Genomic DNA, 23,327 nt, shown 5'->3' with positions numbered 1-23,327 from the left:
TGTGAACGGTTAAAACAATTTACAAAAAGGAGAATTTCAATGTCTTACCAAGAAAATTACCAGAAATGGGTTGATTTTGCGGAGCTTCCTGACTACCTTCGCCAAGATTTGGAAAATATGGACGAAAAAACTAAGGAAGATGCCTTCTATACAAATCTTGAATTTGGTACTGCAGGTATGCGTGGCTTGATTGGTGCTGGTACAAACCGCATCAATATCTACGTTGTTCGCCAAGCTACTGAAGGATTGGCTCGTTTGATTGAGTCAAAAGGTGGAAACGAAAAAGAACGCGGTGTGGCGATTGCCTACGATAGCCGTCACTTCTCGCCTGAGTTTGCCTTTGAATCTGCGGCAGTTCTTGCTAAACACGGCATCAAATCTTACGTATTTGAAAGCCTTCGTCCAACTCCAGAACTATCATTTGCAGTTCGTCATCTCAACTGTTTCGCAGGTATCATGGTCACAGCAAGCCACAACCCTGCTCCATTTAACGGTTACAAGGTTTACGGTGAAGACGGTGGACAAATGCCTCCACACGATGCAGACGCTTTGACTACTTATATCCGTGCAATCGAAAATCCATTTGCGGTAGAAGTTGCTGATGTAGAAGCTGAAAAAGCTTCTGGCTTGATTGAAGTCATCGGTGAAGCTGTCGATGTAGAATACCTCAAAGAAGTTAAGGACGTTAACATCAACCCAGCCTTGATTGAAGAATTTGGTAAAGATATGAAGATTGTCTACACACCACTTCATGGTACTGGTGAAATGTTGGCTCGTCGTGCTCTTGCCCAAGCAGGATTTGACTCTGTTCAAGTTGTTGAAGCGCAAGCAACTGCTGACCCAGACTTCTCAACTGTAAAATCTCCGAACCCAGAAAGCCAAGCAGCCTTTGCTCTTGCTGAAGAACTTGGTCGTCAAGTTGGTGCAGATGTTCTTGTGGCAACTGACCCAGACGCAGACCGTGTTGGTGTTGAAGTTCTTCAAAAAGATGGTAGCTACCTCAACCTTTCAGGTAACCAAATCGGTGCTATCATGGCTAAATACATCTTGGAAGCCCACAAAAACGCAGGAACTCTTCCTGAAAATGCGGCTCTCTGCAAATCTATCGTATCAACTGATTTGGTAACGAAGATTGCTGAAAGCTACGGCGCAACCATGTTCAACGTTTTGACAGGTTTCAAATTTATCGCTGAGAAAATCCAAGAATTCGAAGAAAAACACAATCACACTTACATGATGGGATTTGAAGAAAGCTTCGGTTACTTGATTAAACCATTCGTACGTGATAAAGACGCTATCCAAGCTGTTCTTGTCGTTGCTGAACTTGCTGCCTACTACCGTTCACGTGGTTTGACTCTTGCTGACGGTATCGAAGAAATCTACAAAGAGTACGGTTACTACGCAGAAAAAACTATCTCTGTTACCCTTTCAGGTGTCGATGGTGCTGAACAAATCAAAGCGATTATGGCTAAATTCCGCAACAATGCTCCAAAAGAATGGAATGCAACAGCTATCACTGTCGTAGAAGACTTCAAGGCTCAAACAGCTACTGCTGCTGACGGAACTGTTACAAACTTAACAACTCCTCCAAGTGATGTGTTGAAATACACACTTGCTGACGGTTCATGGATTGCTGTTCGCCCTTCAGGTACAGAACCAAAAATCAAGTTCTACATTGCAGTTGTAGGTGAAACCAACGAAGAATCACAAGCTAAAATTGCTAACATCGAAGCAGAAATCAATGCTTTTGTAAAATAAAATCCTATAAAAGATGAGACCAAGCAATCTCATCTTTTTTTCGTATCAAATCTAAGCAATTTTAGAAACTTTATGGCATACTAGACTTATAAATGAAAGCGAGGTAATCTCATGGAACAATTTTTAGATAATATCAAAGACCTTGAAGTCACTACAGTTGCGCGTGCGCAAGAAGCTCTTGATAAAAAAGAAACTGCAACCTTCTTTATCGGTCGCAAAACTTGCCCTTACTGCCGTAAATTTGCTGGTACCTTGGCAGGTGTCGTAGCTGAAACTAAAGCCCACATCTACTTCATCAACAGTGAAGAACCAAGCCAACTCAATGAGTTGCAAGAATTCCGCTCACGCTACGGAATCCCAACTGTACCAGGCTTCGTTCACATTGCGGATGGACAAATCAATGTCCGTTGCGACTCTTCAATGTCAGCACAAGAAATCAAAGAATTTGCAGGATTGTAAAAAAGCCACTCATCGAGTGGTTTTTAAATGGTCAAAATTACGTTTTTTCAAGCAAATCTTGTATCATCCGATGCAGTTCTTCGATTTTCTCAGATTGCTTCTCTATTAATATTCTTTGGCTCGATAATTCGTCTTGGAGTTTATCAAGTTTTATCTGTTCATCTGGATTATCTTTTACAAAAAAGTTCGTCAAGGCACTTGTTAACATTCCTATTGTACTAATCCCTACCAACATTAATAAAACAGCTAGCCATTTCCCAAAAAGGGAAACTGGAACAATATCACCATAACCAACAGTGGTTACTGTCACAAGAGCCCACCAAAGACTATCTGAGAAAGATTTTTCTTCAACTACAGATAAAATTGAACTTCCTACTAGAACAATAAAAATATTAACATACAAGATATAAATCAGGCCATTTGTCCGTAAGAATCTACTAATTTTTGTTTCTAATTTACCTGTAAGTCCAATTATTCTAAGTAAACGAGTCAGTTTCAGTAATTTTGTCAGCCTTGCTAAGCGGAAGATACGCCCTAATCGCAATACTGTAAAAATAGCATTTAAAGGAAGGATAGCTAACAAGTCAAAGATATTTTCAAGTATAAACCTCCATTTTGCTTTACTTGAAAAGAACCGCCAACCATAATCTACCACAAACACAAACCAAAGTAGCAAGTCAATAATACTGTATGGAGGACTGTCTAAATCAATCATCTCAGCAAATCCAAGTAATACCAGAATAACAGAGATTAAAGCAAGTAAAATAATTGTTGTATCATAATAATCTGCAAAAAACCATTTTTTCTTCAAATTTTACACTCCTCACTTTCTATACTGTTATTACTCAACTTTAATTCAATAAATATCTCTCCGATGACCAACTTCTAAAGTAGCAATGACTAATTCATCATCTACAATTTGTACGATAACTCGATAATTACCAATTCTATAGCGCCACTGACCAACGCGATTACCAACCAAAGCCTTTCCGTGTCGTCTTGGGTCTTCCAAAACATTGGTTTGTAAATAGTTTGTAATTATCTTCTGCGTATAACGATCCAATTTTTTCAATTGCTTGATGAAACGTCTTGTTGGAACTAATTTATACAAATTATTCATCCTCCAAGCCTAAATCATGCATCATTTCTTCCCAAGTAATGGGTTCAACTCCTTTTTCCAAGTCTTCTAAATACTCTTGATAGGCTAAATCTGCCACACGAGCATCGTATTCATCTTCTAGAGCTTCAAGAGTTTTGGTGCGGATAAGTTCCGACAGGGAAACTCCTTCAAACTTAGCCATTGCTTTCATAAATGTTTTATCAGCTTCAGAAACTTTTAATGTAATAGTAGTCATCTTTTGCACTCCCTTTTTTAATAGTAACACCATTGTATTACTTTTTAGGTGTTCAGTCAATATAAAAAGAACACCTTCTCAGCGTTCTTTCTATATGTCTGTCAATGGTGTTGCGGTATCCGGTGAGGTATCGTAAACCTTAAAGTCTACTCCTACACCTAAATCAGCTTGTGCTAGCTGATTAACCATGGTCATGTGAGCCAGTTCCTTGATATTGTTTTCCTTAGATAAATGCCCAAGGTAGATCCTCTTAGTGCGGTTTCCCAAGGTACGAATCATAGCTTCAGCACCATCCTCGTTAGAAAGGTGACCCAGATCCGATAGGATTCGTTGTTTGAGTCGCCAAGCATAGGAACCTGCTCGCAAAATCTCTACATCATGATTGGACTCGATAAGATAGCCATCTGCATTTTCGACAATTCCTGCCATTCTATCACTAACATAACCTGTATCAGTCAGTATGACAAAACTCTTATCATCCTTCATAAATCGATAGAACTGCGGTGCGACTGCATCATGGCTAACACCAAAACTCTCAATATCAATATCTCCAAATGTTTTAGTTTTGCCCATTTCAAAAATATGCTTTTGCGAGGCATCCACCTTGCCAAGATACTTGCTATTTTCCATAGCCTGCCAGGTCTTTTCATTGGCGTAAAGATCCATACCATACTTGCGTGCCAAAACACCCACTCCATGAATATGGTCAGAATGCTCATGCGTAATCAGGATGGCATCCAAATCTTCTGGCTTGCGATTAATTTCAGCAAGTAGGCTGGTAATTTTTTTCCCAGACAAGCCTGCATCCACTAAAAGTTTCTTTTTTGGGGTTTCCAGATAAAAGGAATTTCCACTGGAACCCGATGCTAAAATACTGTATTTAAAGCCTGTTTCACTCATTCTAGTCTTCTACTTCGTCCTCCCATACTTCTTCCTTCACTGCATCCTTATCATAAGGGAGCACAATGGTGAAGGTTGATCCCTTACCATATATACTCTTGGCCCAAATAAAGCCCTTATGTTGTTTGATAATTTCTTTGGCAATAGACAGTCCTAGACCGGTACCACCTTGAGCACGACTTCTAGCACGATCCACACGGTAGAAACGGTCAAAAATACGTGGCAAATCCTGCTTAGGAATACCCAATCCTTGGTCTGAGATAGACAAAATCATCTGATCATCAGTCGTCTTCATGGTCACTGTGATTTTTCCACCATCTGGAGAATATTTAATGGCATTATTGAGAATATTATCAATCACCTGCGTCATCTTGTCTGTATCAATTTCAATCCAGACAGAGGTAATCGGATAATCTCTAACCAATTCGTATTTCTTCTCTTCATCTGATCCCCTCATCTTATCAAAACGGTTAAGGATAAAGGTAATAAAGGCAGTAAAGTTAATCAGTTCGACATCTAGATGACTGGTTGCATTATCAATACGTGAAAGATGGAGAAGATCTGTCACCATCCGCATCATACGGTTGGTTTCGTCTAGAGATACCTTGATAAAGTCTGGTGCCACAGGTTCTGACAAGGCACCTTCATCCAAGGCTTCAAGATAGGATTTTACGCTGGTCAGAGGAGTTCGCAGCTCATGACTAACGTTAGAAACAAAGAGTCTTCGTTCGCGTTCTTCCTTCTCCTGCTCCGTAGTATCGTGTAAAACAGCAACTAAACCTGAGATAAAGCCAGACTCTCGACGAATCAAGGCGAAGCGTACACGAAGGCTCAGATACTCACCATTGGCATCCTGGGAATCAATCATGAGTTCAGGAATTTGGGTAATCAAATCACGAAGTTCATACTCATCTTCAATCCTAAGCAATTCTAGAATACTTTTATTGAGAACTTCTTCCTTCTGAACACCTAGCTGTTTCTTAGCTATGTCATTAATCATAGTAATCTTGCCACGACGATTGGTCGCAAGGACACCATCTGTCATGTAAGAGAGGATACTGTGTAATCGTTTACTCTCTTGTTCCAGATTTTCTTGAGTCAAGCGGATTACTTCTGATAAATCATTGAGATTATTGGTAATATTAGTGATTTCAGAACTTCCCTGCATATCCAATACCTGAGAATAATCTCCTGCAATCAAGTCTTTTACCTTTTGATTGATTTGCTTCAACCGAATATTATCTCGCCGATTTTCTAGCAAAAGCAAGGTAACAATCAAGATAAAACCCAATAAAATTAAAATGAAGATAAAATCACTAGTAAGAATATTTTTTCTAATAAATTCAATCATTATTTCTCATATAATAACCAACACCGCGACGTGTTAGGATATACTCTGGACGACTTGGTGTATCTTCAATCTTCTCACGTAAACGTCTGATGGTTACGTCAACAGTCCGAACATCTCCAAAATAATCATAACCCCAGACCGTTTCAAGCAAGTGTTCACGCGTAATCACTTGACCGATATGAGAAGCAAAGTGGTACAAAAGCTCAAATTCACGGTGAGTTAAGTCTAGTTCTTCACCATATTTTTTAGCCACGTAGGCATCTGGAACAATCTCCAAGTCCCCAATTTGCAAAGGTTGGGTTTTCTTTTCATCTGAATCTTGATTATCTACAGAAACTAAGTCCGTGCGACGAAGAAGAGCTTTAACACGCGCCTGCAACTCACGATTTGAGAAGGGTTTGGTTACATAGTCATCCGCTCCAAGCTCTAAACCGATAACCTTATCAAATTCACTGTCTTTAGCAGAGAGCATGATAATAGGCACACTACTTGTCTTGCGAATTGTCTTAGCAACTTCTAAACCATCGATTTCTGGAAGCATCAAATCCAGAATAATAATATCTGGTTGCTCTGCTTCAAATTGCTCTAGTGCTTCACGACCGTTAAAAGCAGTTACAACCTCGTAACCTTCCTTGGTCATATTAAACTTGATAATATCCGAGATTGGTTTTTCATCATCTACAATTAATATTTTTTTCATTTCTTCACCTTTTTCTCTACTATTATACCAAAAAAATAAAAAGAAGACACAATAGCTAGTCTTTACTACTGCCTAAGTTGGCTTGTGCATAAGCCTGCCAGATTTTTTGTTGGGGTTTGGCAAGTGGAACATTCTTAAACTCTTCTGGTGAAAGCCAGCGAACTTCTCTATCTGAAAAATCATGGAAGTCAGTCACCTGACCTGCTACAATTTGAACATGCCACTTGCGATGGCTAAAGATTAGCTTGACAGTCTCAAAATAAATATCAAGCCAATCAACATCTAAGTCATAGTCCTGCTGAAAACTCTCCTCTGGACTTGGACCAAAGTTCACACTTTCTTCTGCAACCTGATGGAAGAGGTCAAACTGCTCTTCTTGCGAAAAGTTATCAACTTCTATCAAGGGGAAATGCCAAAAACCTTCCAATAGCTTTTCACTTTCATTTTTTTCAAGCAAAAATTGTCCCTGTGTATTTTTGACCACCAAGGCTTTAAGATAAATTGGGACAGGCTTTTTCTTAGGCGCCTTAATTGGATAACGGTTCATTGTGCCATGCTGATATGCCGCACTAAAGTCCTTAACTGGACTTTCTTCTGGTCTGGGATTTACAGGAGCCTCAATATCTGAGCCCAAGTCCATCAAGGCTTGGTTAAAGTCACCTGGCCGTTCTGGGTCAATCAGGATTTCCATCATTGCCTGAAAAATTTTTCGATTACTTGGAATTCCAATATCGTAGTTGACTTCAAATAGACGCGCCAAGACCCGCATGACATTACCATCTACAGCTGGCTCAGGCAAGTTAAAAGCAATACTGGAAATGGCTCCTGCTGTGTAAGGACCAATTCCTTTCAAGCTAGAAATTCCTTCATAGGTATTTGGAAATTGACCACCAAAATCAGACATAATCCGCTGGGCTGCAGCCTGCATATTACGAACTCGAGAATAATAACCCAAACCTTCCCAAGCTTTCAACAAACGTTCTTCAGGCGCATTCGCCAAACTTTCTACTGTTGGAAACCAGTCCAAGAATCGTTCATAATAAGGAATAACTGTATCCACCCTAGTCTGCTGGAGCATAATTTCAGAGACCCAGATATGATAAGGATTCTTACTCCTACGCCATGGTAAATCTCTTTTGTTTTCATCATACCAGTTGAGAAGTTTCTCACGAAAAGAAATGATCTTCTCCTTCGGCCACATGACGATACCGTATTCTTTCAAATCTAACATATCTCTAGTATAGCACAGAAGATTCTAACTGTCCTTTTCCTAGTATTAATACTCTTCGAAAATCTCTTCAAACCACGTCAACGTCGCCTTGCCGTACTCAAGTACAGCCTGCAGCTAGTTTCCTAGTTTGCTCTTTGATTTTCATTGAGTATAAAAAGCCTCTTCCCAAGGGAAAGAGGACTAAATCTTATTGATGAACAGCTTGGGCTGCTGTGATAAGGGTCAACTTGTAAACATCATCTGCATTACAGCCACGAGAAAGGTCGTTAACTGGCTTGTTCAAACCTTGCAAAACAGGTCCTACAGCTGCAAAACCACCAAGACGTTCAGCCATCTTGTAGCCGATATTTCCTGCCTCGATACCTGGGAAGATGAAGACGTTTGCTTGACCAGCTACTGTACTTCCCGGAGCTTTCAGAGCTGCAGTTTCAGGAACAAAGGCTGCATCAAATTGCAATTCCCCATCGATTTCAAGGTCAGGACGCAAGTCGTGAGCAATTTTAGTTGCTTCAACAACCTTATCAACACTTTCACCAAAACCTGAACCTTTAGTAGAATAGCTTAGCATAGCAATTTTAGGCTCGATTCCAAACATCTTAGCTGTGATTGCTGAGTTGATCGCAATTTCAGCCAAAGCTTCTGCATCTGGATTGATATTAATGGCACAGTCTCCAAATAAGTAACGTTCCGTACCACGAACCATGAGGAAGGCACCTGAAGTACGCGTTACATTTGGACGAGTTTTGATGATTTGAAGAGCTGGACGAACTGTTGAAGCTGTTGAGTGAATCGCACCTGAAACCATTCCATCAACCAAACCCAAGTAAACCAACATCACACCAAAATAGTTGACATCTTCAACCAAAACCTTGCGTGCATCTTCTTCAGACATTTTGCCCTTGCGACGTTCTACCAAGGCAGCGACCATTTCTTCAAATTTATCGTAGTGTTGAGGGTCGATGACTTCATAACCATTCTCAATACCTTCGATTTCAAGATAAATTTTAATTTTTTCAGGATTTCCAAGCAAAACAGGAATTACTTCTGTTTCTTTTACCAAGCGTTTAGTCGCTTGAAGAATACGAGGCTCTTCCCCTTCAGGGAGAACGATACGAGCATTTTTACCAACAAGGTTGGCTTTGAGACTTTCAAAAACTTCCATGAGTTTTCTCCTTTAAAAATAAATTATACTCTGAATTACTTTTTATAGAGTATTAGTTGATAACTGGGTAATAAGGTTACTGAAATCATCCGGTAAGGGACTTTCTAACTGCAAGTCTTTCTCTAAAAATGGATGATAGAAGGATAGATAATGGCAATGCAGGGCCTGGCGCTGAATTCCATCATCTAGACTACCACCGTACAAGTCATCTCCCAACAAAGGAAAACCAATATGAGAAAAATGGACTCGGATTTGGTGGGTACGTCCAGTATGCAGGCGAATATCGACCAGGTGAATATTCCCATAAGAAGCTACAATCTTGTATGATGTATGGGCATACTTTCCACCTTTAGCCACTCGTCTAGTAATAATAGAGTCTTCATCACGCGCAATCGGAGCAATAATTTCCCCCTCTGGCTCCAAGTATCCATCACCTTTAACCAAAGCAAAGTAGCATTTCTCGATAGATTTCTTCTGCAACTGCTTGTCCAATCGTGCATGGGCATAGCCGTGCTTGGCAAAAAGCATCAAGCCAGAAGTGTCCCTATCAAGTCGGGTCACAATGTGAACCTGCTGATTTTCATATTCTTGCTTGACATAGTAACCCTTAATAAAATTGGCAATGGTATTAGAGTGATTGACACTAGGAATAGAAGCCACTCCATAGGGTTTATTCAAGACTAAAAAATGGTCATCCTCATAGAGAATATCCAGTGGGCGCTCGATAGCTTCTAGAGTTTCAAAGCCTTCCTCAGCGGGAATATCGATAGTAACGCGGTCCCCAATATCCAATAGATAGGTTGCATTTTGCGGTTGGTCATTGACCAGAATAGCTCCACCTCGAAACTTAATCTTGGCCAAAAGTCCCTTAGAAACCTCGTGCTTTTTCAAAAAGGTCTTAACCTTGACATGCTCATCTGCGATAAATTCAAACCTCATTCATCCACCTCGCCGATGAAAGCATCCTTAACACGGTTCCAAAAACTGGTATGGCTAGGTGAGGCGACAAAGTGAATCTTATGATGGTCGATTTGATACTCAATTCGTTCAATATTTCGGAAGGAATACACACTATTGTCAACCGAAATGGTATGGTAATCGTTTCTCGTTGGAATGAGTTCAATCTTATCCTTCTTAGGAACAATAATGGACGAACCCAGTGTTCGATAGACACGATTGTTAAGGCTAGCAATTTCCGTCAATTGAAGAGCTTCAATGGTAGGGTGTAAAACAGCTCCACCAAGAGACTTGTTATAAGCTGTACTACCAGTCGGTGTCGAAACTGTTAACCCGTCTCCACGAAAACGTTCAAAAGGAACACCATTTATTACAATATCTGCCACCATGGTTCGGTCCGACCTGCGGATGCTGGCTTCATTTAGTGCCCTGAAAATCTTAACTTCCCCATTTTCAAGAAAGACCTTCACATTCAAGACAGGATAAGATACCTTAGCTCCCGTATCAAGTTGCAAATTAGTCACTAGCTTGTCCAACTCAAAATCACGATAGTCCGTATAGAAACCCAAATGTCCCGTATGAACACCGATAAAGCGTACCTTGTCAAGTTGATTTTCGTACTTATGAAAGGCCGACAAGAGCATGCCATCCCCACCAATGGAGATGACAATGTCCGGATTGGTATCATTGAGTATAAACTGATTTCTCTTCAAACGATCTCGCAATTCATACAAAACCCTTTGACTCTGCGGTTTTCTATTAGCTATCAGGTCAATTCGTTTACCTGTATTCTTCATCTGTATCGTCACTGTTTCCTACACCGTCATTTAATTTTCTACTCAAAGGATCAAAAAGAGCCTGGGCTTCCTGGATATCATCTCGAATTTTACCCATTTCTTCATCCAACTGATGAGCAATCTTGGCTGTAATTTCCAGTCGCTTCTTAATCTCCTCTGGGAAATCCCCTTGGTACTTGTAGTTGAGAGAATGTTCTATCGTTGCCCAGAAATTCATGGCCAAGGTACGAATTTGAATTTCTGCTAAAATAGTCTTGGCTCCATTGATGGTGTCAACCATATATTCTACTACCACATGATAGGAACGGTAGCCTGAAGCCTTTCGATGAGTAATGTAATCTCGCTCTTGTATGATCCGCATGTCCTGACGCTTACGCAAAATAGCTACAACTTCTTGGACATCATCTACAAACTGGACCATCACACGCAAACCAGCAATATCCTGTAAATCGTGTTCCAAGGTCGCATAAGTAATACCACGTCGAGCCATTTTCTCCTTGATACTTTCAATTGGCTTGACTCGACCAGTTACAAACTCAATCGGAGAATGCTTATTTTGCTTACGATATTGCTTACGAATACCACGTAGTTTAATCTTTAACTCACCAACAGCTTGAATGTAAGGATCTAGAAATTCTTCCCATTCTAAGGTCATATACTCTCCCTTGTTCTCATATTATCCTTCAAAAATATCTTTGATTTTTTCTCCAGATTCATATACAATAAATACAATGCTATTATATCATATAATCCGCTTTCATAGATAAAGAAAAGGTAAGAAAAATGAAACATTTAGAAATTGAATTGAAAACACTATTGAAAAAAGATGAATATGATCGTCTAAAAGACCAGTTCACAAGTGTCACTCCTGTCCTTCAAAAAAATTACTACATCGATACTCTTGATTTTGAACTACGAGAAAAGAAAGTTGCTATGCGTATTCGAACCTTTGAAGACTGGGCAGAATTGACACTCAAAGTCCCACAAAGTATTGGAAACATGGAATACAACCAAAAATTACAACTAAAAGATGCTGAAAACTATCTGGCTAAGGAAGAACTTCCTCAAGGGCTTGTGCTAGATGAATTAGCAAAACATGGTATCCAAAGTAAAAAATGGCAAGTACTTGGTTGTCTAACAACGCTTCGCTATGAAATGAAAACAGCTATTGGTCTCATGGCGCTAGATGAGAGTCAATACTTTGATATGACAGATTACGAATTAGAGCTTGAAGTGGAAAATCACGAGCAAGGGAAACAGGATTTCCAACAATTTTTAGAGGAAAATCAGATTTCCTACCAAAAAGCTCCTTCAAAATTAGTTCGATTTGTCAAAAGCATGAAAAATAGCTGAAATAATCTCCATTTTTTGGTAGAATAGAAAAGATAAAAATACTCGAATCCAAGTTAATATATACAAAAAAGAAATGACTTGGCTTCATTCAGTTTACAGAGGACGGTCTATAATGTCAGATAGAAAAAATATGAAACTTTTCGCACTCAACTCTAACCAAGAGATTGCACAAAAAATTGCTCAAGCTGTTGGTGTCCCACTTGGAAAACTGTCATCACGTCAATTTTCAGACGGAGAGATCCAAGTGAATATCGAAGAGAGTGTCCGTGGTTATGATGTTTACATCATCCAATCAACAAGTTTCCCTGTTAACAACCACCTAATGGAATTGCTTATCATGGTCGATGCTTGTGTGCGTGCAAGTGCCCACAGCATCAACGTTGTTCTTCCATATTTTGGTTATGCACGTCAAGACCGTATCGCTTCACCTCGTGAGCCACTTACAGCGAAACTAGTTGCCAATATGCTGGTTAAGGCTGGTGTAGATCGTATCCTTACACTTGATTTACATGCCGTTCAGGTTCAAGGCTTCTTTGATATTCCTGTCGATAACCTCTTCACAGTGCCACTATTTGCAAAACATTACTGCGATAAGGGCCTACTTGGGTCAGATGTTGTTGTCGTCAGCCCTAAAAATTCAGGTGTAAAGCGTGCCCGTAGCTTGGCTGAGTATCTTGATGCTCCTATCGCCATTATCGACTACCCTCAAGACGATGCTACTCGCAACGAAGGTTATATTATCGGTGATGTTGAAGGTAAGAAAGCCATCTTGATTGATGATATTCTTAATACAGGACGCACCTTCTCTGAAGCTGCTAAAATCGTTGAACGTGAAGGAGCTACAGAAATTTATGCTGTTTCTAGCCACGGTCTCTTCGTTGAGGGAGCTGCTGAACTTCTTGACAATACTAATATTAAGGAAATTCTTGTGACTGATTCAGTAGCAACAAAAGAAAAAACTCCTAAAAACGTATGCTACATCACTGCTAGTGAGTTAATTGGTGATGCCATCGTCCGTATCCACGAAAGAAAACCAGTCAGCCCACTCTTTGCCTACAACAAAAAGAAATAAGGTGATTCTTTGATTTATTTGGACAATGCTGCAACGACTCCCATGTCAGCAGTTGCTATTTCAGCGATGACCAAGGTTATGCAAGAAACCCATGGAAATCCTTCTAGTATTCATGGGCATGGTCGTCAAGCTGGAAAACTCTTGAGAGAAGCCCGTCAGGAACTAGCCCAGTTACTGGGAACAAAACCTCAACATATCTTTTTCACTTCTGGTGGGACTGAAGGAAACAATACTGCCATCATTGGCTACTGCCTTCGTCACCAAGAACAAGGAAAACATATCATCACAACTGCTATTGAGCACCATGCTGTCCTTGAAACGATTGATTACTTGGTTCAACACTTTGGTTTTGAAGTAACCATTATTCAGCCAGAAAATCAAGAGATCACGGCCCAGCAAATCCAAGAATCCTTACGTGATGATACGATTTTAGTTTCTACCATGTTTGCCAATAACGAGACAGGAAACCTACTTCCCATTGCTGAAATTGGCCAAATACTCAAGCAACACCCTGCTGCCTATCATGTCGATGCAGTTCAGGCTATTGGTAAAATCCCTATACACCCAGAAGAATTGGGCATTGATTTTCTCACTGCTTCGGCCCACAAGTTCCATGGTCCTAAGGGAATCGGTTTTCTCTACGCATCTAGCATGGACTTTGATTCCTATCTACATGGCGGAGACCAAGAACAGAAAAAACGTGCAGGAACTGAAAATCTGCCTGCCATCGTAGGCATGGTTGTAGCCCTAAAAGAAAATTTAGAAAAGCAAGAAGAACATTTTCAACATGTACAAAATTTAGAAACTTCCTTTCTTGCAGAGCTAGAGGGAGTTCAGTATTACCTGAATAGAGGCGAACACCATCTCCCTTATGTTCTCAATATTGGATTTCCTGGTCAGAAAAACGACCTCTTACTCCTTCGGCTAGATTTGTCTGGAATTTCTATCTCTACTGGCTCAGCCTGCACTGCAGGCATTGTACAATCCAGCCATGTTCTTGAGGCCATGTACGGGGCAAATTCAGAACGCTTGAAGGAATCCGTTCGTATCAGTTTGTCGCCAGAAAATACTGTTGAAGATCTACATACCCTCGCAAAAACCTTAAAAGAAATTATCGGAGGTTAGCCATATGGCATTTGAAAAAACCATTCAGTTAAAAAATTGTCGTTTCGACTACACTCTTAGCCCTTCTGTTAAAAAATTCACCCTTAAGGACAACACCTTTTTTGAGACTAAGGTTGGTAACTATGAATTGACTCGCCTTTTGGAAAAAGTTCCGAACAGTGGTGAAGGCTTCCAACTCAAAATCATCATTAACAAGGAACTTACAGGTGCAAAAATCAATATCACTGACAAGTTTGGGCTACGTCTAGTTGATATTTTCAAATCAGAAGACCACCACATTCATCAGGAAAAATTCTACTTCCTCATGGATAGCTTGGTAGAACGTGGTGTCTTTACAAAATCGGAAAGATAGGGCCAAAATGTTTGAACTGACCTATAAGGACAGCTATCATGTAGAGCGCACTCTCAAGTATGAGGATTACGAGGCTCTCATGCTGGCTCTATCAGGATGTGTGACCCTGCCAGATACACTTTATGTGACTTCTTTGACCTTTAAGGGCCAGGAAGTTTACCAAGGACTGGTCGGAGACCTCTACCGTTTTCTATCACATGCAGATTTTTTACATCAAAACTAAGATTTTTCTTAGTTTTTTCTTGTTTTTGTTGATTTTTTCACAATGTTTCTATAAAATAGAAGAATAGAAAGGTTGTGATTTTGTGAAAGATAAACAGTCTGCTATTCCAAAAGCTACAGCGAAAAGACTCTCTCTCTACTATCGAATTTTTAAGAGATTTCATGCAGAAAAGATTGAACGTGCCAACTCTAAGCAAATTGCAGAGGCCATTGGGATTGATTCAGCGACCGTACGTCGTGATTTTTCCTATTTTGGTGAACTGGGTCGACGTGGATTTGGCTATGATGTCAAAAAACTGATGACATTTTTTGCCGATTTGCTCAATGATAACTCCATCACCAATGTCATGCTGGTAGGTATTGGAAATATGGGCCACGCCCTTCTCCACTACCGCTTCCATGAGCGCAACAAGATGAAGATTATCATGGCCTTTGACCTAGATGACCATCCCGAAGTCGGTACCCAAACTCCTGATGGAATTCCCATTTACGGGATTTCTCAAATCAAGGATAAAATCAAGGATGCTGATGTGAAGACTGCTATCCTGACCGTTCCCAGTGTCAAGTCACAAGAGGTTGCCAATCTCTTAGTGGATGCTGGCGTGAAAGGAATTCTCAGTTTTTCACCTGTCCATCTGCATTTACCAAAAGACGTGGTCGTTCAGTATGTTGATTTGACAAGTGAACTCCAAACCCTCCTCTACTTCATGCGAAAAGAGGATTAGAAAGCGAAAATCATTTTATGAAAAAACCAGTTATTGGGATTACAGGAAACGAAAAAACTCATCCAGATGATGACATCATGATGAGCTACGTAGCAAAAGGCTTTGTGGAAGGCGTTAAAGACGCTGGAGGAATTCCCATCATCCTACCGATTGGTGATCAAGAAATGGCCTGCCACTATATCAGTATGATTGACAAGCTCATCTTGACAGGTGGGCAAAATGTTGATCCAAAATTCTATGGTGAACCAAAAACCATTGATAGCGATGACTACCACCTTCAAAGAGACATCTTCGAACTGGCCCTCATCAAGGAAGCTATTAAACAGCAAAAGCCGATTTTCTCTGTTTGCCGCGGGACTCAACTCTTTAACGTTGCCATGGGTGGAACTTTGTATCAAGATATCGAAGACCACTGGCAGGATTGTTCAGCCGAGTACACAACCCAGCGCTTGGTAACCGAACCAGATACTGTTCTTCGAGAAATCTATGGAGAAATCTCCCATATCAACTCCTTTCACCACCAGAGTATCAAGGATTTAGCTCCCAACTTAAAGATTGCAGCTCATGATCCTAAGGATGGTATCATTGAAGCTGTCATGAGTACGGATGATGTTGCCTTTCTCGGTGTCCAGTGGCATCCAGAATTTCTATTTGAAAATCGTCCCAAAGATAAAAACCTCTTTGACTATGTCGTTAATGAACTTTAAATTAAATCTGTCTTTTCACGATAACTAAAGTAACTGGAGTGAGAGACAATCAAATGGTCCAAGAGGACAATCCCCATCAGTTCGCAGGCTTCTTTAACAAGTTTAGTGACATGATCATCATTTCGGCTAGGGGCTACCGCTCCTGAAGGATGGTTATGAACCAAGATGAGAGAGGTCGCCATATGCTTGATGGCATAATGAAGAATCTCTCGCGGCTCAGCGATACTACGAGTTGCAGAACCGATAAAAATAGTCTGTTGATGAATGATTTGATTTTGAGTATTGAGATAGAGCGCCACCAGGTGCTCTTGTTTTTTATGGCCCAATTCCTGTTGCATCTTCTTGGCCAACTTTTGGCTGCTGAGAATACTTTCCATCTCAAGAGTTTCATGTTTGTGAATACGATGCCCCAGCTCAATCATAGCTTGTAATTCTATGGCCTTAACTCGTCCGATACCAGATAGACTCTGCAATTCCTGCAGGGTCATTTTTTTCAAATCCGTTAGGCTTGAAAGATTGTTCAAGACTTTCTGGGCAATTTCAAAAACACTGGCCTGACGTGTCCCTGTCCTGAGTAAAATAGCTAACAACTCTTGGTTACTGAGCGCCTCCACTCCTTCTTGAGCAAGTCTTTCTCTTGGCAATAGTGAATCTTCTTGGAATGAAATACTGTACATAAAAATCCTCCTCACTTTATTATTCGTGAGAAGGATGAAAAATTAGATTTTTTTCTCAATTGGGGCCACACTGGCCAAAAGTTTTTTCAAACCAACTTCTGGGAAATTGATTTTTAATTCCTGCGTAGCGCCGCTACCTGAAACTTCCAGGACAGTTCCCTCTCCCCATTTCTTGTGGAGGGCAATATCACCAATGGACCAATTTGTCTCACTAGACGCTGATTTTACGCCAGCTGAAAATTGACCAAACGGGAGACCGCTTGACTGGATAGTTTTTGGTGCCGCACTGCGTTTACGGTCCTGAAGAGCCTGGGCAAGACTCATACCTTGACCGAAGGCAACCCCACCACTGCTATAAGATGCCTTAAAGCTTGTATTGGCTGGACGGGCTAGGCCTTGATACTCAAGCAAGTCTGAACTGATTTCGTTAATAAAACGAGTCGGGCGGTTGTAGTTGGTACGACCAAAAAGCAGGCGTGAGTTGGCATTGGTCAGATAGAGAATTTTCTCTGCACGCGTGATACCTACATAGGCCAGACGGCGTTCTTCTTCCAATTCATCTTGATCTTCAGCCGCACGGCTAAGCGGAAAGACATTTTCTTCCATACCAATCAAAAAGACAACTGGAAACTCGAGACCTTTGGCAGCATGCAGGGTCATTAGGGTAACTTCTGATGTCTCCTGACTACCTGAATCTGTGTCCGCAATCAAAGCCAAGTCATTTAAGAAACGACTCAATTTATCCAGACCAGTTTCCTCTTCTGACACATCAGAGGTGTCATCAAAGTTTTTCGTCACAGAGAGGAACTCTTCAATATTTTCAACCCTAGCCTTGCTTTCTAAAGTCGCTTGAGCATTTAGAATATCGACGTAACCTGTTTTTTCTAGGACGGCCTCAACCAACTCAGTAATGCTTAACTGTTCCAGTTGCTCCCGCAAATCCAGAATCATATTGGCAAAATCCCAGATAGACTGGGCTGCTTTACCCTTGATACCAGATAACATGATATTGGCTGAAGCATCTAGCATGGACATGTCTTGCATATTCGCAAAGTCACGGATTTTCTCAACTGTACCTGGCCCAATTCCACGCTTCGGTTCGTTGATAATGCGCTCAAAACTGATATTGTCACTCAAATTGGCAATGAGGTTGAGGTAAGCGATAATATCACGGATTTCCTTACGGCTGTAGAACTTAGTTCCACCAACCATTGTATAAGGAATGTTTGACTTGAGCAGGGCTTCCTCAATAGTACGAGACTGCGCATTAGTACGATAAAGAACTGCAAAATCCTTGTGAAGGAAGTTTTGGTTGCGACCCAGTTCATCGATGGTTTTGGCTACAAACACAGCCTCATCTAGTTCATCATTAGCACGATAGTAAACGATTTGCTCCCCATCAGCATTCTGGGTCCAGAGATTCTTAGGACGGCGGTTTTTATTATTTTTAATAACCTCGTTAGCCGCTTGGAGAATGGTTTTAGTTGAGCGGTAATTCTCCTCCAACAAAACAACCTTGGCTTGGGGATAATCCTTTTCGAAGTCCAAGATATTCTGCATATCAGCACCACGCCAACCGTAGATAGACTGGTCCGCATCCCCAACCACACAGATGTTTTTAAAGCGCGAAGCCAAGAGTTTGACCAATTGGTACTGGGCATGGTTGGTATCTTGGTACTCATCAACGTGGATGTATTGGAATTTCTGTTGATAGTAGGTCAAAACATCAGGATTTTGATCAAAGAGACGCAAGGTCAGCATAATCAAATCATCAAAGTCAACCGACTCCGACTGACGTAATTCTTTCTGATAGGCTGTATAACACTGAGCCACGATTTGCGTATACATATCGCCAGCTTGAGCAGCATAGGCAACATCATCAATCAGGTCATTCTTAGCATTGGAAATGGTTCCTAAGATGCTTCGTTCATTCCATTTTTTAGGATCCAAGTTCAACTGCTTGAGAATGCGTTTCATGAGCGTTCGCTGTTCACCAGGATCTACAATTGTAAAATTGCGGTTGTAGCCAATATGGTCCGCATCGCGACGTAGTATACGAACACACATGGAGTGGAAGGTCGCAATCAAACAGTCCTGAGTGGCTGAATTGAGACCATAAGCACGCTCTTTCATCTCACGCGCAGCCTTGTTAGTAAAGGTAATGGCCAAGATATTCCACGGATTGACCAGCTTTTCATCAATCAGATAAGTGATACGGTGGGTCAAAACTCGAGTCTTCCCAGAGCCAGCCCCTGCCATGATTAACAAGGGACCTTCTGTCGTTTGTACCGCCTCAGCCTGACGGTCATTCATTCCATTTAATAATGCGTTCATCTTCTCTTCCTTACTCTTGAAGTCAATATTTCTATTATATCAGAATTCAGGGAAAATATCTTTACCTAGACTGGTTACGTGTAGAAGGCAACTTCTTGTATCTAGATAAAAAAATGAGCTTGGATAGTTTTTCCAAACTCATTTATTACTCAATGAAAATCGAAGTGCAAACTAGGAAGCTAGCCGCAGGCTGTACTCGAGTACGGCAAGGTGAAGCTGACGTGGTTTGAAGAGATTTTCAAAGAGTATAAAGTCAATTGCAATATACTAGAACAAGCCTAGAACTGTTCCATCGCTTTCAACATCCATGTTGAGGGCTGCTGGTCGTTTTGGAAGTCCTGGCATGGTCATGACATCGCCAGTTAGGGCAACGATGAAGCCTGCACCTAATTTTGGTACCAATTCACGAATGGTAATTTCAAAGTTTTCAGGTGCTCCAAGTGCATTCGGATTGTCTGAGAAACTATATTGAGTTTTAGCCATACAGATTGGCAATTTGTCCCAACCGTTTTGAACGATTTGAGCGATTTGTGTTTGAGCTTTCTTCTCAAAGTTCACTTTGCTACCACGGTAGATTTCAGTAACAATCTTTTCAATCTTTTCTTGGACTGAAAGGTCATTGTCATACAAACGTTTATAGTTAGCTGGGTTTTCAGCGATGGTTTTGACAACTGTTTCGGCAAGTGCTACTCCACCTTCTGCACCATCAGCCCAGACACTAGCCAATTCAACTGGTACATCGATTGAGTCACAAAGTTCTTTCAAGGCTGCAATTTCAGCTTCTGTATCAGATACAAATTCGTTAATCGCAACAACTGCTGGAATACCGAACTTACGGATATTTTCAACGTGGCGTTTCAAGTTAGCAAAACCGGCACGAACCGCCTCCACATTTTCCTCTGTCAAAGCGTCTTTAGCCACACCTCCATTCATCTTAAGAGCACGAAGGGTTGCAACAATAACTACTGCATCTGGAGATGTTGGCAAGTTTGGTGTCTTAATATCAAGGAATTTCTCAGCACCAAGGTCTGCACCAAAACCAGCTTCAGTAACTGTATAATCAGCCAAGTGAAGAGCTGTTGTAGTTGCCAAGACTGAATTACATCCATGAGCAATATTGGCAAATGGACCACCGTGTACAAAGGCAGGTGTACCGTAAATTGTCTGAACCAGGTTCGGCTTAATCGCATCCTTCAAGATCAAAGCTAAAGCACCTTCAATCTGCAAATCACCTACAGAAACAGGTGTACGATCATAGCGATAACCAATAACGATATTCGCCAAACGGCGTTTCAAGTCCTCGATGTCTGTTGCCAAGCAAAGAATTGCCATGATCTCTGAAGCAACTGTAATGTCAAAGCCATCCTCACGTGGAATACCATTTAGAGGGCCACCAAGCCCAACTGTTACATGGCGAAGAGCACGGTCGTTCAAGTCCACAACACGTTTCCAAAGGATACGACGTTGGTCAATTCCCAACTCATTCCCTTGGTGCAAGTGGTTGTCAATCAAGGCAGAAAGCGCATTGTTGGCAGTCGTAATGGCATGCATGTCTCCAGTGAAGTGAAGGTTGATGTCTTCCATTGGCAGAACTTGAGCGTAACCACCACCAGCGGCACCACCCTTGATACCCATTACTGGACCAAGAGATGGTTCGCGAATAGCAATCATGGTTTTCTTGCCAATCTTGTTCAAGGCATCCGCAAGACCAATGGTAATAGTTGATTTTCCTTCACCTGCAGGTGTTGGATTGATGGCAGTAACCAGAATCAATTTTCCAACTGGATTGCTCTCAACTGCACGAATTTTATCAAAGCTGAGCTTAGCCTTGTACTTTCCATACAACTCCAAATCGTCGTAAGAAATACCAAGTTTCTCTACAACATCAACAATTGGCTTCAACTCAATACTCTGTGCGATTTCAATATCTGTTTTCATTCAAAACTCCTCTAACCTCTTATATGATAACTCATTATAACACAAAACAAGATTTTTAACATCCTAAAACTCTCTAAACGTTCGTAAATATCCCTGTTTTTAAGGTTTTTAGAGTCCTTTCTTAAATTTTATATGCCTTTATAGTTTGAAACTATAGTAAATCTTCGTTTTTACCAAAAATTTATCGCTTTCATTTTACTTACCGTTTATTTTTGTGTACAATAGTGCTATGAAAATTTTAGTTACATCGGGCGGTACCAGTGAAGCCATCGATAGCGTCCGCTCTATCACTAACCATTCTACCGGTCGTTTGGGGAAAATCATCACAGAAACCTTGCTTGCTGCAGGGCATGAAGTTTGTTTAATAACGACAAAAAGAGCTTTGAAACCAGAATCCCATCCCAACCTAAGTATTCGAGAAATTAACAATACCAAGAACCTTCTTCTGGAAATGAAAGAACGTGTTCAGGATTATCAGGTCTTGATTCACTCAATGGCCGTATCTGACTACACTCCTGTCTATATGACAGGGCTGGAGGAAGTTCAGGCTAGCTCCAATCTAGAAGAATTTTTAAGCAAGCAAAATCATCAAGCTAAGATTTCTTCAACTGATGAGGTTCAGGTTTTGTTCCTAAAAAAGACTCCCAAAATCATCTCTCTAGTCAAGGAGTGGAATCCTGCTATTCATCTGATTGGTTTCAAACTGCTGGTTGATATCTCTGAGGATTATCTCATCGAGATTGCCAGAAAAAGTCTTATCAATAACCAAGCAGACTTGATTATTGCAAATGACCTCACTCAAATCTCAGCAAACCAGCATCGTGCAATCTTTGTTGAAAAAGATCAGCTTCAAACAGTCCAGACTAAAGAAGAAATTGCAGAACTCCTCCTTAAAAAAATTCAAGCCTATCATTCATAGAAAGGAAAGCTATGGCACATATTCTCTTGGCTGTAACGGGCTCAATCGCCTCTTACAAGTCGGCAGATTTAGTCAGTTCTCTAAAAAAACAAGGCCACCAAGTCACTGTTTTAATGACTCAGGCTGCTACAGAGTTTATCCAACCTTTGACACTACAGGTACTCTCACAGAACCCTGTCCACTTGGATGTCATGAAGGAACCCTATCCTGATCAGGTCAATCATATCGAACTTGGAAAAAAGGCGGATTTATTTATTGTGGCCCCTGCAACTGCTAACACTATTGCAAAACTAGCCCACGGCTTTGCGGACAACATGGTGACCAGTACGGCTCTAGCCTTGCCAAGTCATATCCCAAAACTCATCGCACCAGCAATGAATACAAAAATGTATGACCATCCGGCAACTCAGGCTAATCTGAAAACATTAGAAAGCTACGGCTATCAGCTGATTGCTCCTAAGGAATCCCTACTAGCTTGTGGCGACCATGGACGAGGAGCTTTAGCCGACCTCACAATTATTTTAGAAAGAATAAAGGAAACTCTCGATGAAAAAACGCTCTAACATTGCACCTATTGCTATCTTTTTTGCAACCATGCTCGTGATACACTTTCTGAGCTCACTTATCTTTAACCTTTTTCCATTCCCAATCAAACCGACTATCGTTCATATTCCTGTCATTATTGCCAGCATTATTTACGGTCCACGAGTTGGGGTTACACTTGGATTTTTGATGGGGCTACTTAGCTTGACCGTTAACACTATTACGATTCTACCAACAAGCTACCTCTTCTCACCATTCGTCCCAAACGGGAACATCTACTCAGCTATCATTGCTATCGTCCCACGTATTTTGATTGGTTTAACTCCTTATCTAGTCTATAAACTAATGAAAAACAAGACTGGTCTGATTTTAGCTGGTGCCCTAGGTTCACTTACCAACACAGTCTTTGTACTTGGTGGAATTTTCTACCTTTTTGGAAATGTCTTTGATGGTAATATCCAAAAACTCCTAGCAACCGTTATCTCAACAAATTCGATTGCCGAATTAGTCATTTCCGCAATTCTTACTCTAGCTATTGTTCCAAGACTACAGACTTTGAAAAAATAAAAACATCTCCACTTTCAAGCTTGAAGGTGGAGATGTTGCTCTATACAGTTTTTTTTAGTGAAATCTTTACCAATATTTAATTTAAAATGGCCTATAAACTTAAGTAAATCCTTGCTTTATTGT

At 40.8% G+C, this 23,327-nt stretch carries 26 protein-coding genes; 12 read left to right on the top strand and 14 right to left on the bottom strand.

What is annotated here, in order from left to right; translation table 11 throughout:
* The first annotated feature begins 39 nt into the window (after positions 1-39).
* Together FQT24_RS02180 and FQT24_RS02175 are read left to right on the top strand one after the other, a co-directional pair.
* Complete coding sequence (locus tag FQT24_RS02180) at positions 40-1,758, top strand: phospho-sugar mutase (RefSeq protein ID WP_000121686.1); 1,719 nt, start codon at positions 40-42, stop codon at positions 1,756-1,758.
* Positions 1,759-1,869: 111 nt separating this feature from the next.
* Entirely contained in the window at positions 1,870-2,217 is a 348-nt protein-coding gene (locus FQT24_RS02175; protein ID WP_000434637.1) for a thioredoxin, read from the top strand.
* Positions 2,218-2,254: 37 nt separating this feature from the next.
* Here the strand turns inward: FQT24_RS02175 and FQT24_RS02170 are convergent, their stop codons facing one another.
* From FQT24_RS02170 to FQT24_RS02120, 11 genes are all read right to left on the bottom strand, one after another.
* On the bottom strand, positions 2,255-3,028 hold the full coding sequence (locus tag FQT24_RS02170) for a potassium channel family protein (RefSeq protein WP_143952046.1): 774 nt from the start codon (positions 3,026-3,028) through the stop codon (positions 2,255-2,257).
* A 45-nt stretch (positions 3,029-3,073) separates the two neighbouring features.
* On the bottom strand, positions 3,074-3,328 hold the full coding sequence (locus FQT24_RS02165) for a type II toxin-antitoxin system RelE family toxin (RefSeq protein ID WP_004239453.1): 255 nt from the start codon (positions 3,326-3,328) through the stop codon (positions 3,074-3,076).
* 1 nt (position 3,329) lies between these two features.
* Positions 3,330-3,572 carry a type II toxin-antitoxin system RelB family antitoxin gene (gene relB, locus FQT24_RS02160; protein ID WP_000208079.1) on the bottom strand — a complete coding sequence of 81 codons (243 nt, stop codon included), beginning with the start codon at positions 3,570-3,572 and terminating at the stop codon, positions 3,330-3,332.
* A 90-nt stretch (positions 3,573-3,662) separates the two neighbouring features.
* Positions 3,663-4,472, bottom strand: a complete 810-nt coding sequence (locus tag FQT24_RS02155; protein ID WP_143952045.1) for an MBL fold metallo-hydrolase — start codon at positions 4,470-4,472, stop codon at positions 3,663-3,665.
* A gap of 1 nt (position 4,473) precedes the next feature.
* Positions 4,474-5,823 (bottom strand): cell wall metabolism sensor histidine kinase VicK, encoded by a 1,350-nt coding sequence (gene vicK, locus FQT24_RS02150; RefSeq protein WP_143952044.1) that lies wholly within the window; start codon positions 5,821-5,823, stop codon positions 4,474-4,476.
* A complete protein-coding gene (gene yycF, locus FQT24_RS02145; RefSeq protein WP_143952043.1) occupies positions 5,816-6,523 on the bottom strand; it encodes a response regulator YycF in 708 nt (235 codons plus the stop codon). Before yycF ends, vicK begins: the two co-directional genes overlap by 8 nt.
* 55 nt (positions 6,524-6,578) lie before the next feature.
* The gene (gene mutY / locus FQT24_RS02140; protein ID WP_143952042.1) at positions 6,579-7,754 is read right to left on the bottom strand and encodes an A/G-specific adenine glycosylase; all 1,176 of its coding nucleotides are present in this window, start codon (positions 7,752-7,754) and stop codon (positions 6,579-6,581) included.
* 187 nt (positions 7,755-7,941) lie between these two features.
* Complete coding sequence (pta, locus tag FQT24_RS02135) at positions 7,942-8,916, bottom strand: phosphate acetyltransferase (RefSeq protein ID WP_042900725.1); 975 nt, start codon at positions 8,914-8,916, stop codon at positions 7,942-7,944.
* 42 nt (positions 8,917-8,958) lie between these two features.
* Positions 8,959-9,855: an RluA family pseudouridine synthase gene (locus FQT24_RS02130; protein WP_143952041.1), complete on the bottom strand. Its 897-nt coding sequence runs from the start codon at positions 9,853-9,855 to the stop codon at positions 8,959-8,961.
* Positions 9,852-10,670 carry an NAD kinase gene (locus FQT24_RS02125; protein ID WP_060805292.1) on the bottom strand — a complete coding sequence of 273 codons (819 nt, stop codon included), beginning with the start codon at positions 10,668-10,670 and terminating at the stop codon, positions 9,852-9,854. The genes FQT24_RS02130 and FQT24_RS02125 overlap by 4 nt, the downstream gene beginning before the upstream one ends.
* A complete protein-coding gene (locus FQT24_RS02120; protein WP_000171684.1) occupies positions 10,654-11,325 on the bottom strand; it encodes a GTP diphosphokinase in 672 nt (223 codons plus the stop codon). Before FQT24_RS02120 ends, FQT24_RS02125 begins: the two co-directional genes overlap by 17 nt.
* A 128-nt stretch (positions 11,326-11,453) precedes the next feature.
* On the opposite strand from FQT24_RS02120, the gene FQT24_RS02115 reads away from it, so the two are divergent.
* The 7 genes from FQT24_RS02115 (at position 11,454) to FQT24_RS02085 (ending at position 16,226) form a co-directional block, all read left to right on the top strand.
* On the top strand, positions 11,454-12,023 hold the full coding sequence (locus tag FQT24_RS02115; RefSeq protein WP_143952040.1) for a CYTH domain-containing protein: 570 nt from the start codon (positions 11,454-11,456) through the stop codon (positions 12,021-12,023).
* 112 nt (positions 12,024-12,135) lie between these two features.
* Positions 12,136-13,095: a ribose-phosphate diphosphokinase gene (locus FQT24_RS02110; protein WP_001283818.1), complete on the top strand. Its 960-nt coding sequence runs from the start codon at positions 12,136-12,138 to the stop codon at positions 13,093-13,095.
* Between the two features lie 9 nt (positions 13,096-13,104).
* A complete protein-coding gene (locus FQT24_RS02105; protein ID WP_143952039.1) occupies positions 13,105-14,220 on the top strand; it encodes a cysteine desulfurase family protein in 1,116 nt (371 codons plus the stop codon).
* Between the two features lie 4 nt (positions 14,221-14,224).
* Positions 14,225-14,572, top strand: a complete 348-nt coding sequence (locus FQT24_RS02100; protein ID WP_143952038.1) for a DUF1831 domain-containing protein — start codon at positions 14,225-14,227, stop codon at positions 14,570-14,572.
* Between the two features lie 7 nt (positions 14,573-14,579).
* Positions 14,580-14,795 carry a DUF4649 family protein gene (locus FQT24_RS02095; protein ID WP_000462491.1) on the top strand — a complete coding sequence of 72 codons (216 nt, stop codon included), beginning with the start codon at positions 14,580-14,582 and terminating at the stop codon, positions 14,793-14,795.
* An 82-nt stretch (positions 14,796-14,877) separates the two neighbouring features.
* The gene (locus FQT24_RS02090; RefSeq protein ID WP_000653417.1) at positions 14,878-15,519 is read left to right on the top strand and encodes a redox-sensing transcriptional repressor Rex; all 642 of its coding nucleotides are present in this window, start codon (positions 14,878-14,880) and stop codon (positions 15,517-15,519) included.
* 17 nt (positions 15,520-15,536) lie between these two features.
* A complete protein-coding gene (locus FQT24_RS02085) occupies positions 15,537-16,226 on the top strand; it encodes a gamma-glutamyl-gamma-aminobutyrate hydrolase family protein (protein ID WP_143952037.1) in 690 nt (229 codons plus the stop codon).
* On the opposite strand, the gene radC is transcribed toward FQT24_RS02085, so the two are convergent.
* From radC to FQT24_RS02070, 3 genes are all read right to left on the bottom strand, one after another.
* On the bottom strand, positions 16,223-16,903 hold the full coding sequence (gene radC, locus FQT24_RS02080) for a RadC family protein (RefSeq protein ID WP_143952036.1): 681 nt from the start codon (positions 16,901-16,903) through the stop codon (positions 16,223-16,225). The two genes, FQT24_RS02085 and radC, sit on opposite strands and share 4 nt — an antisense overlap.
* Before the next feature lie 42 nt (positions 16,904-16,945).
* A complete protein-coding gene (gene pcrA / locus FQT24_RS02075) occupies positions 16,946-19,237 on the bottom strand; it encodes a DNA helicase PcrA (protein ID WP_143952035.1) in 2,292 nt (763 codons plus the stop codon).
* A 267-nt stretch (positions 19,238-19,504) separates the two neighbouring features.
* Entirely contained in the window at positions 19,505-21,175 is a 1,671-nt protein-coding gene (locus tag FQT24_RS02070) for a formate--tetrahydrofolate ligase (protein ID WP_033687058.1), read from the bottom strand.
* 229 nt (positions 21,176-21,404) lie between these two features.
* Here FQT24_RS02070 and coaB point away from each other — a divergent pair, with 229 nt between their 5' ends.
* The 3 genes from coaB to FQT24_RS02055 are packed head-to-tail and all read left to right on the top strand — an operon-like array spanning position 21,405 to position 23,204.
* Complete coding sequence (gene coaB, locus FQT24_RS02065; RefSeq protein ID WP_143952034.1) at positions 21,405-22,094, top strand: phosphopantothenate--cysteine ligase; 690 nt, start codon at positions 21,405-21,407, stop codon at positions 22,092-22,094.
* A gap of 11 nt (positions 22,095-22,105) precedes the next feature.
* Positions 22,106-22,657: a phosphopantothenoylcysteine decarboxylase gene (gene coaC / locus FQT24_RS02060; RefSeq protein WP_004254190.1), complete on the top strand. Its 552-nt coding sequence runs from the start codon at positions 22,106-22,108 to the stop codon at positions 22,655-22,657.
* Positions 22,641-23,204, top strand: coding sequence for an ECF transporter S component (locus tag FQT24_RS02055; RefSeq protein ID WP_004254189.1), 564 nt, complete (start codon positions 22,641-22,643; stop codon positions 23,202-23,204). The genes coaC and FQT24_RS02055 overlap by 17 nt, the downstream gene beginning before the upstream one ends.
* Positions 23,205-23,327 lie beyond the last annotated feature (123 nt).

Origin of the sequence: Streptococcus mitis (genome assembly GCF_901542415.1) — a bacterium.
Taxonomy (GTDB): Bacteria; Bacillota; Bacilli; order Lactobacillales; family Streptococcaceae; genus Streptococcus; species Streptococcus mitis_BL.
Note: the sequence above shows the minus strand (reverse complement) of the source record. Positions and strands in the feature narration are given on the sequence as shown.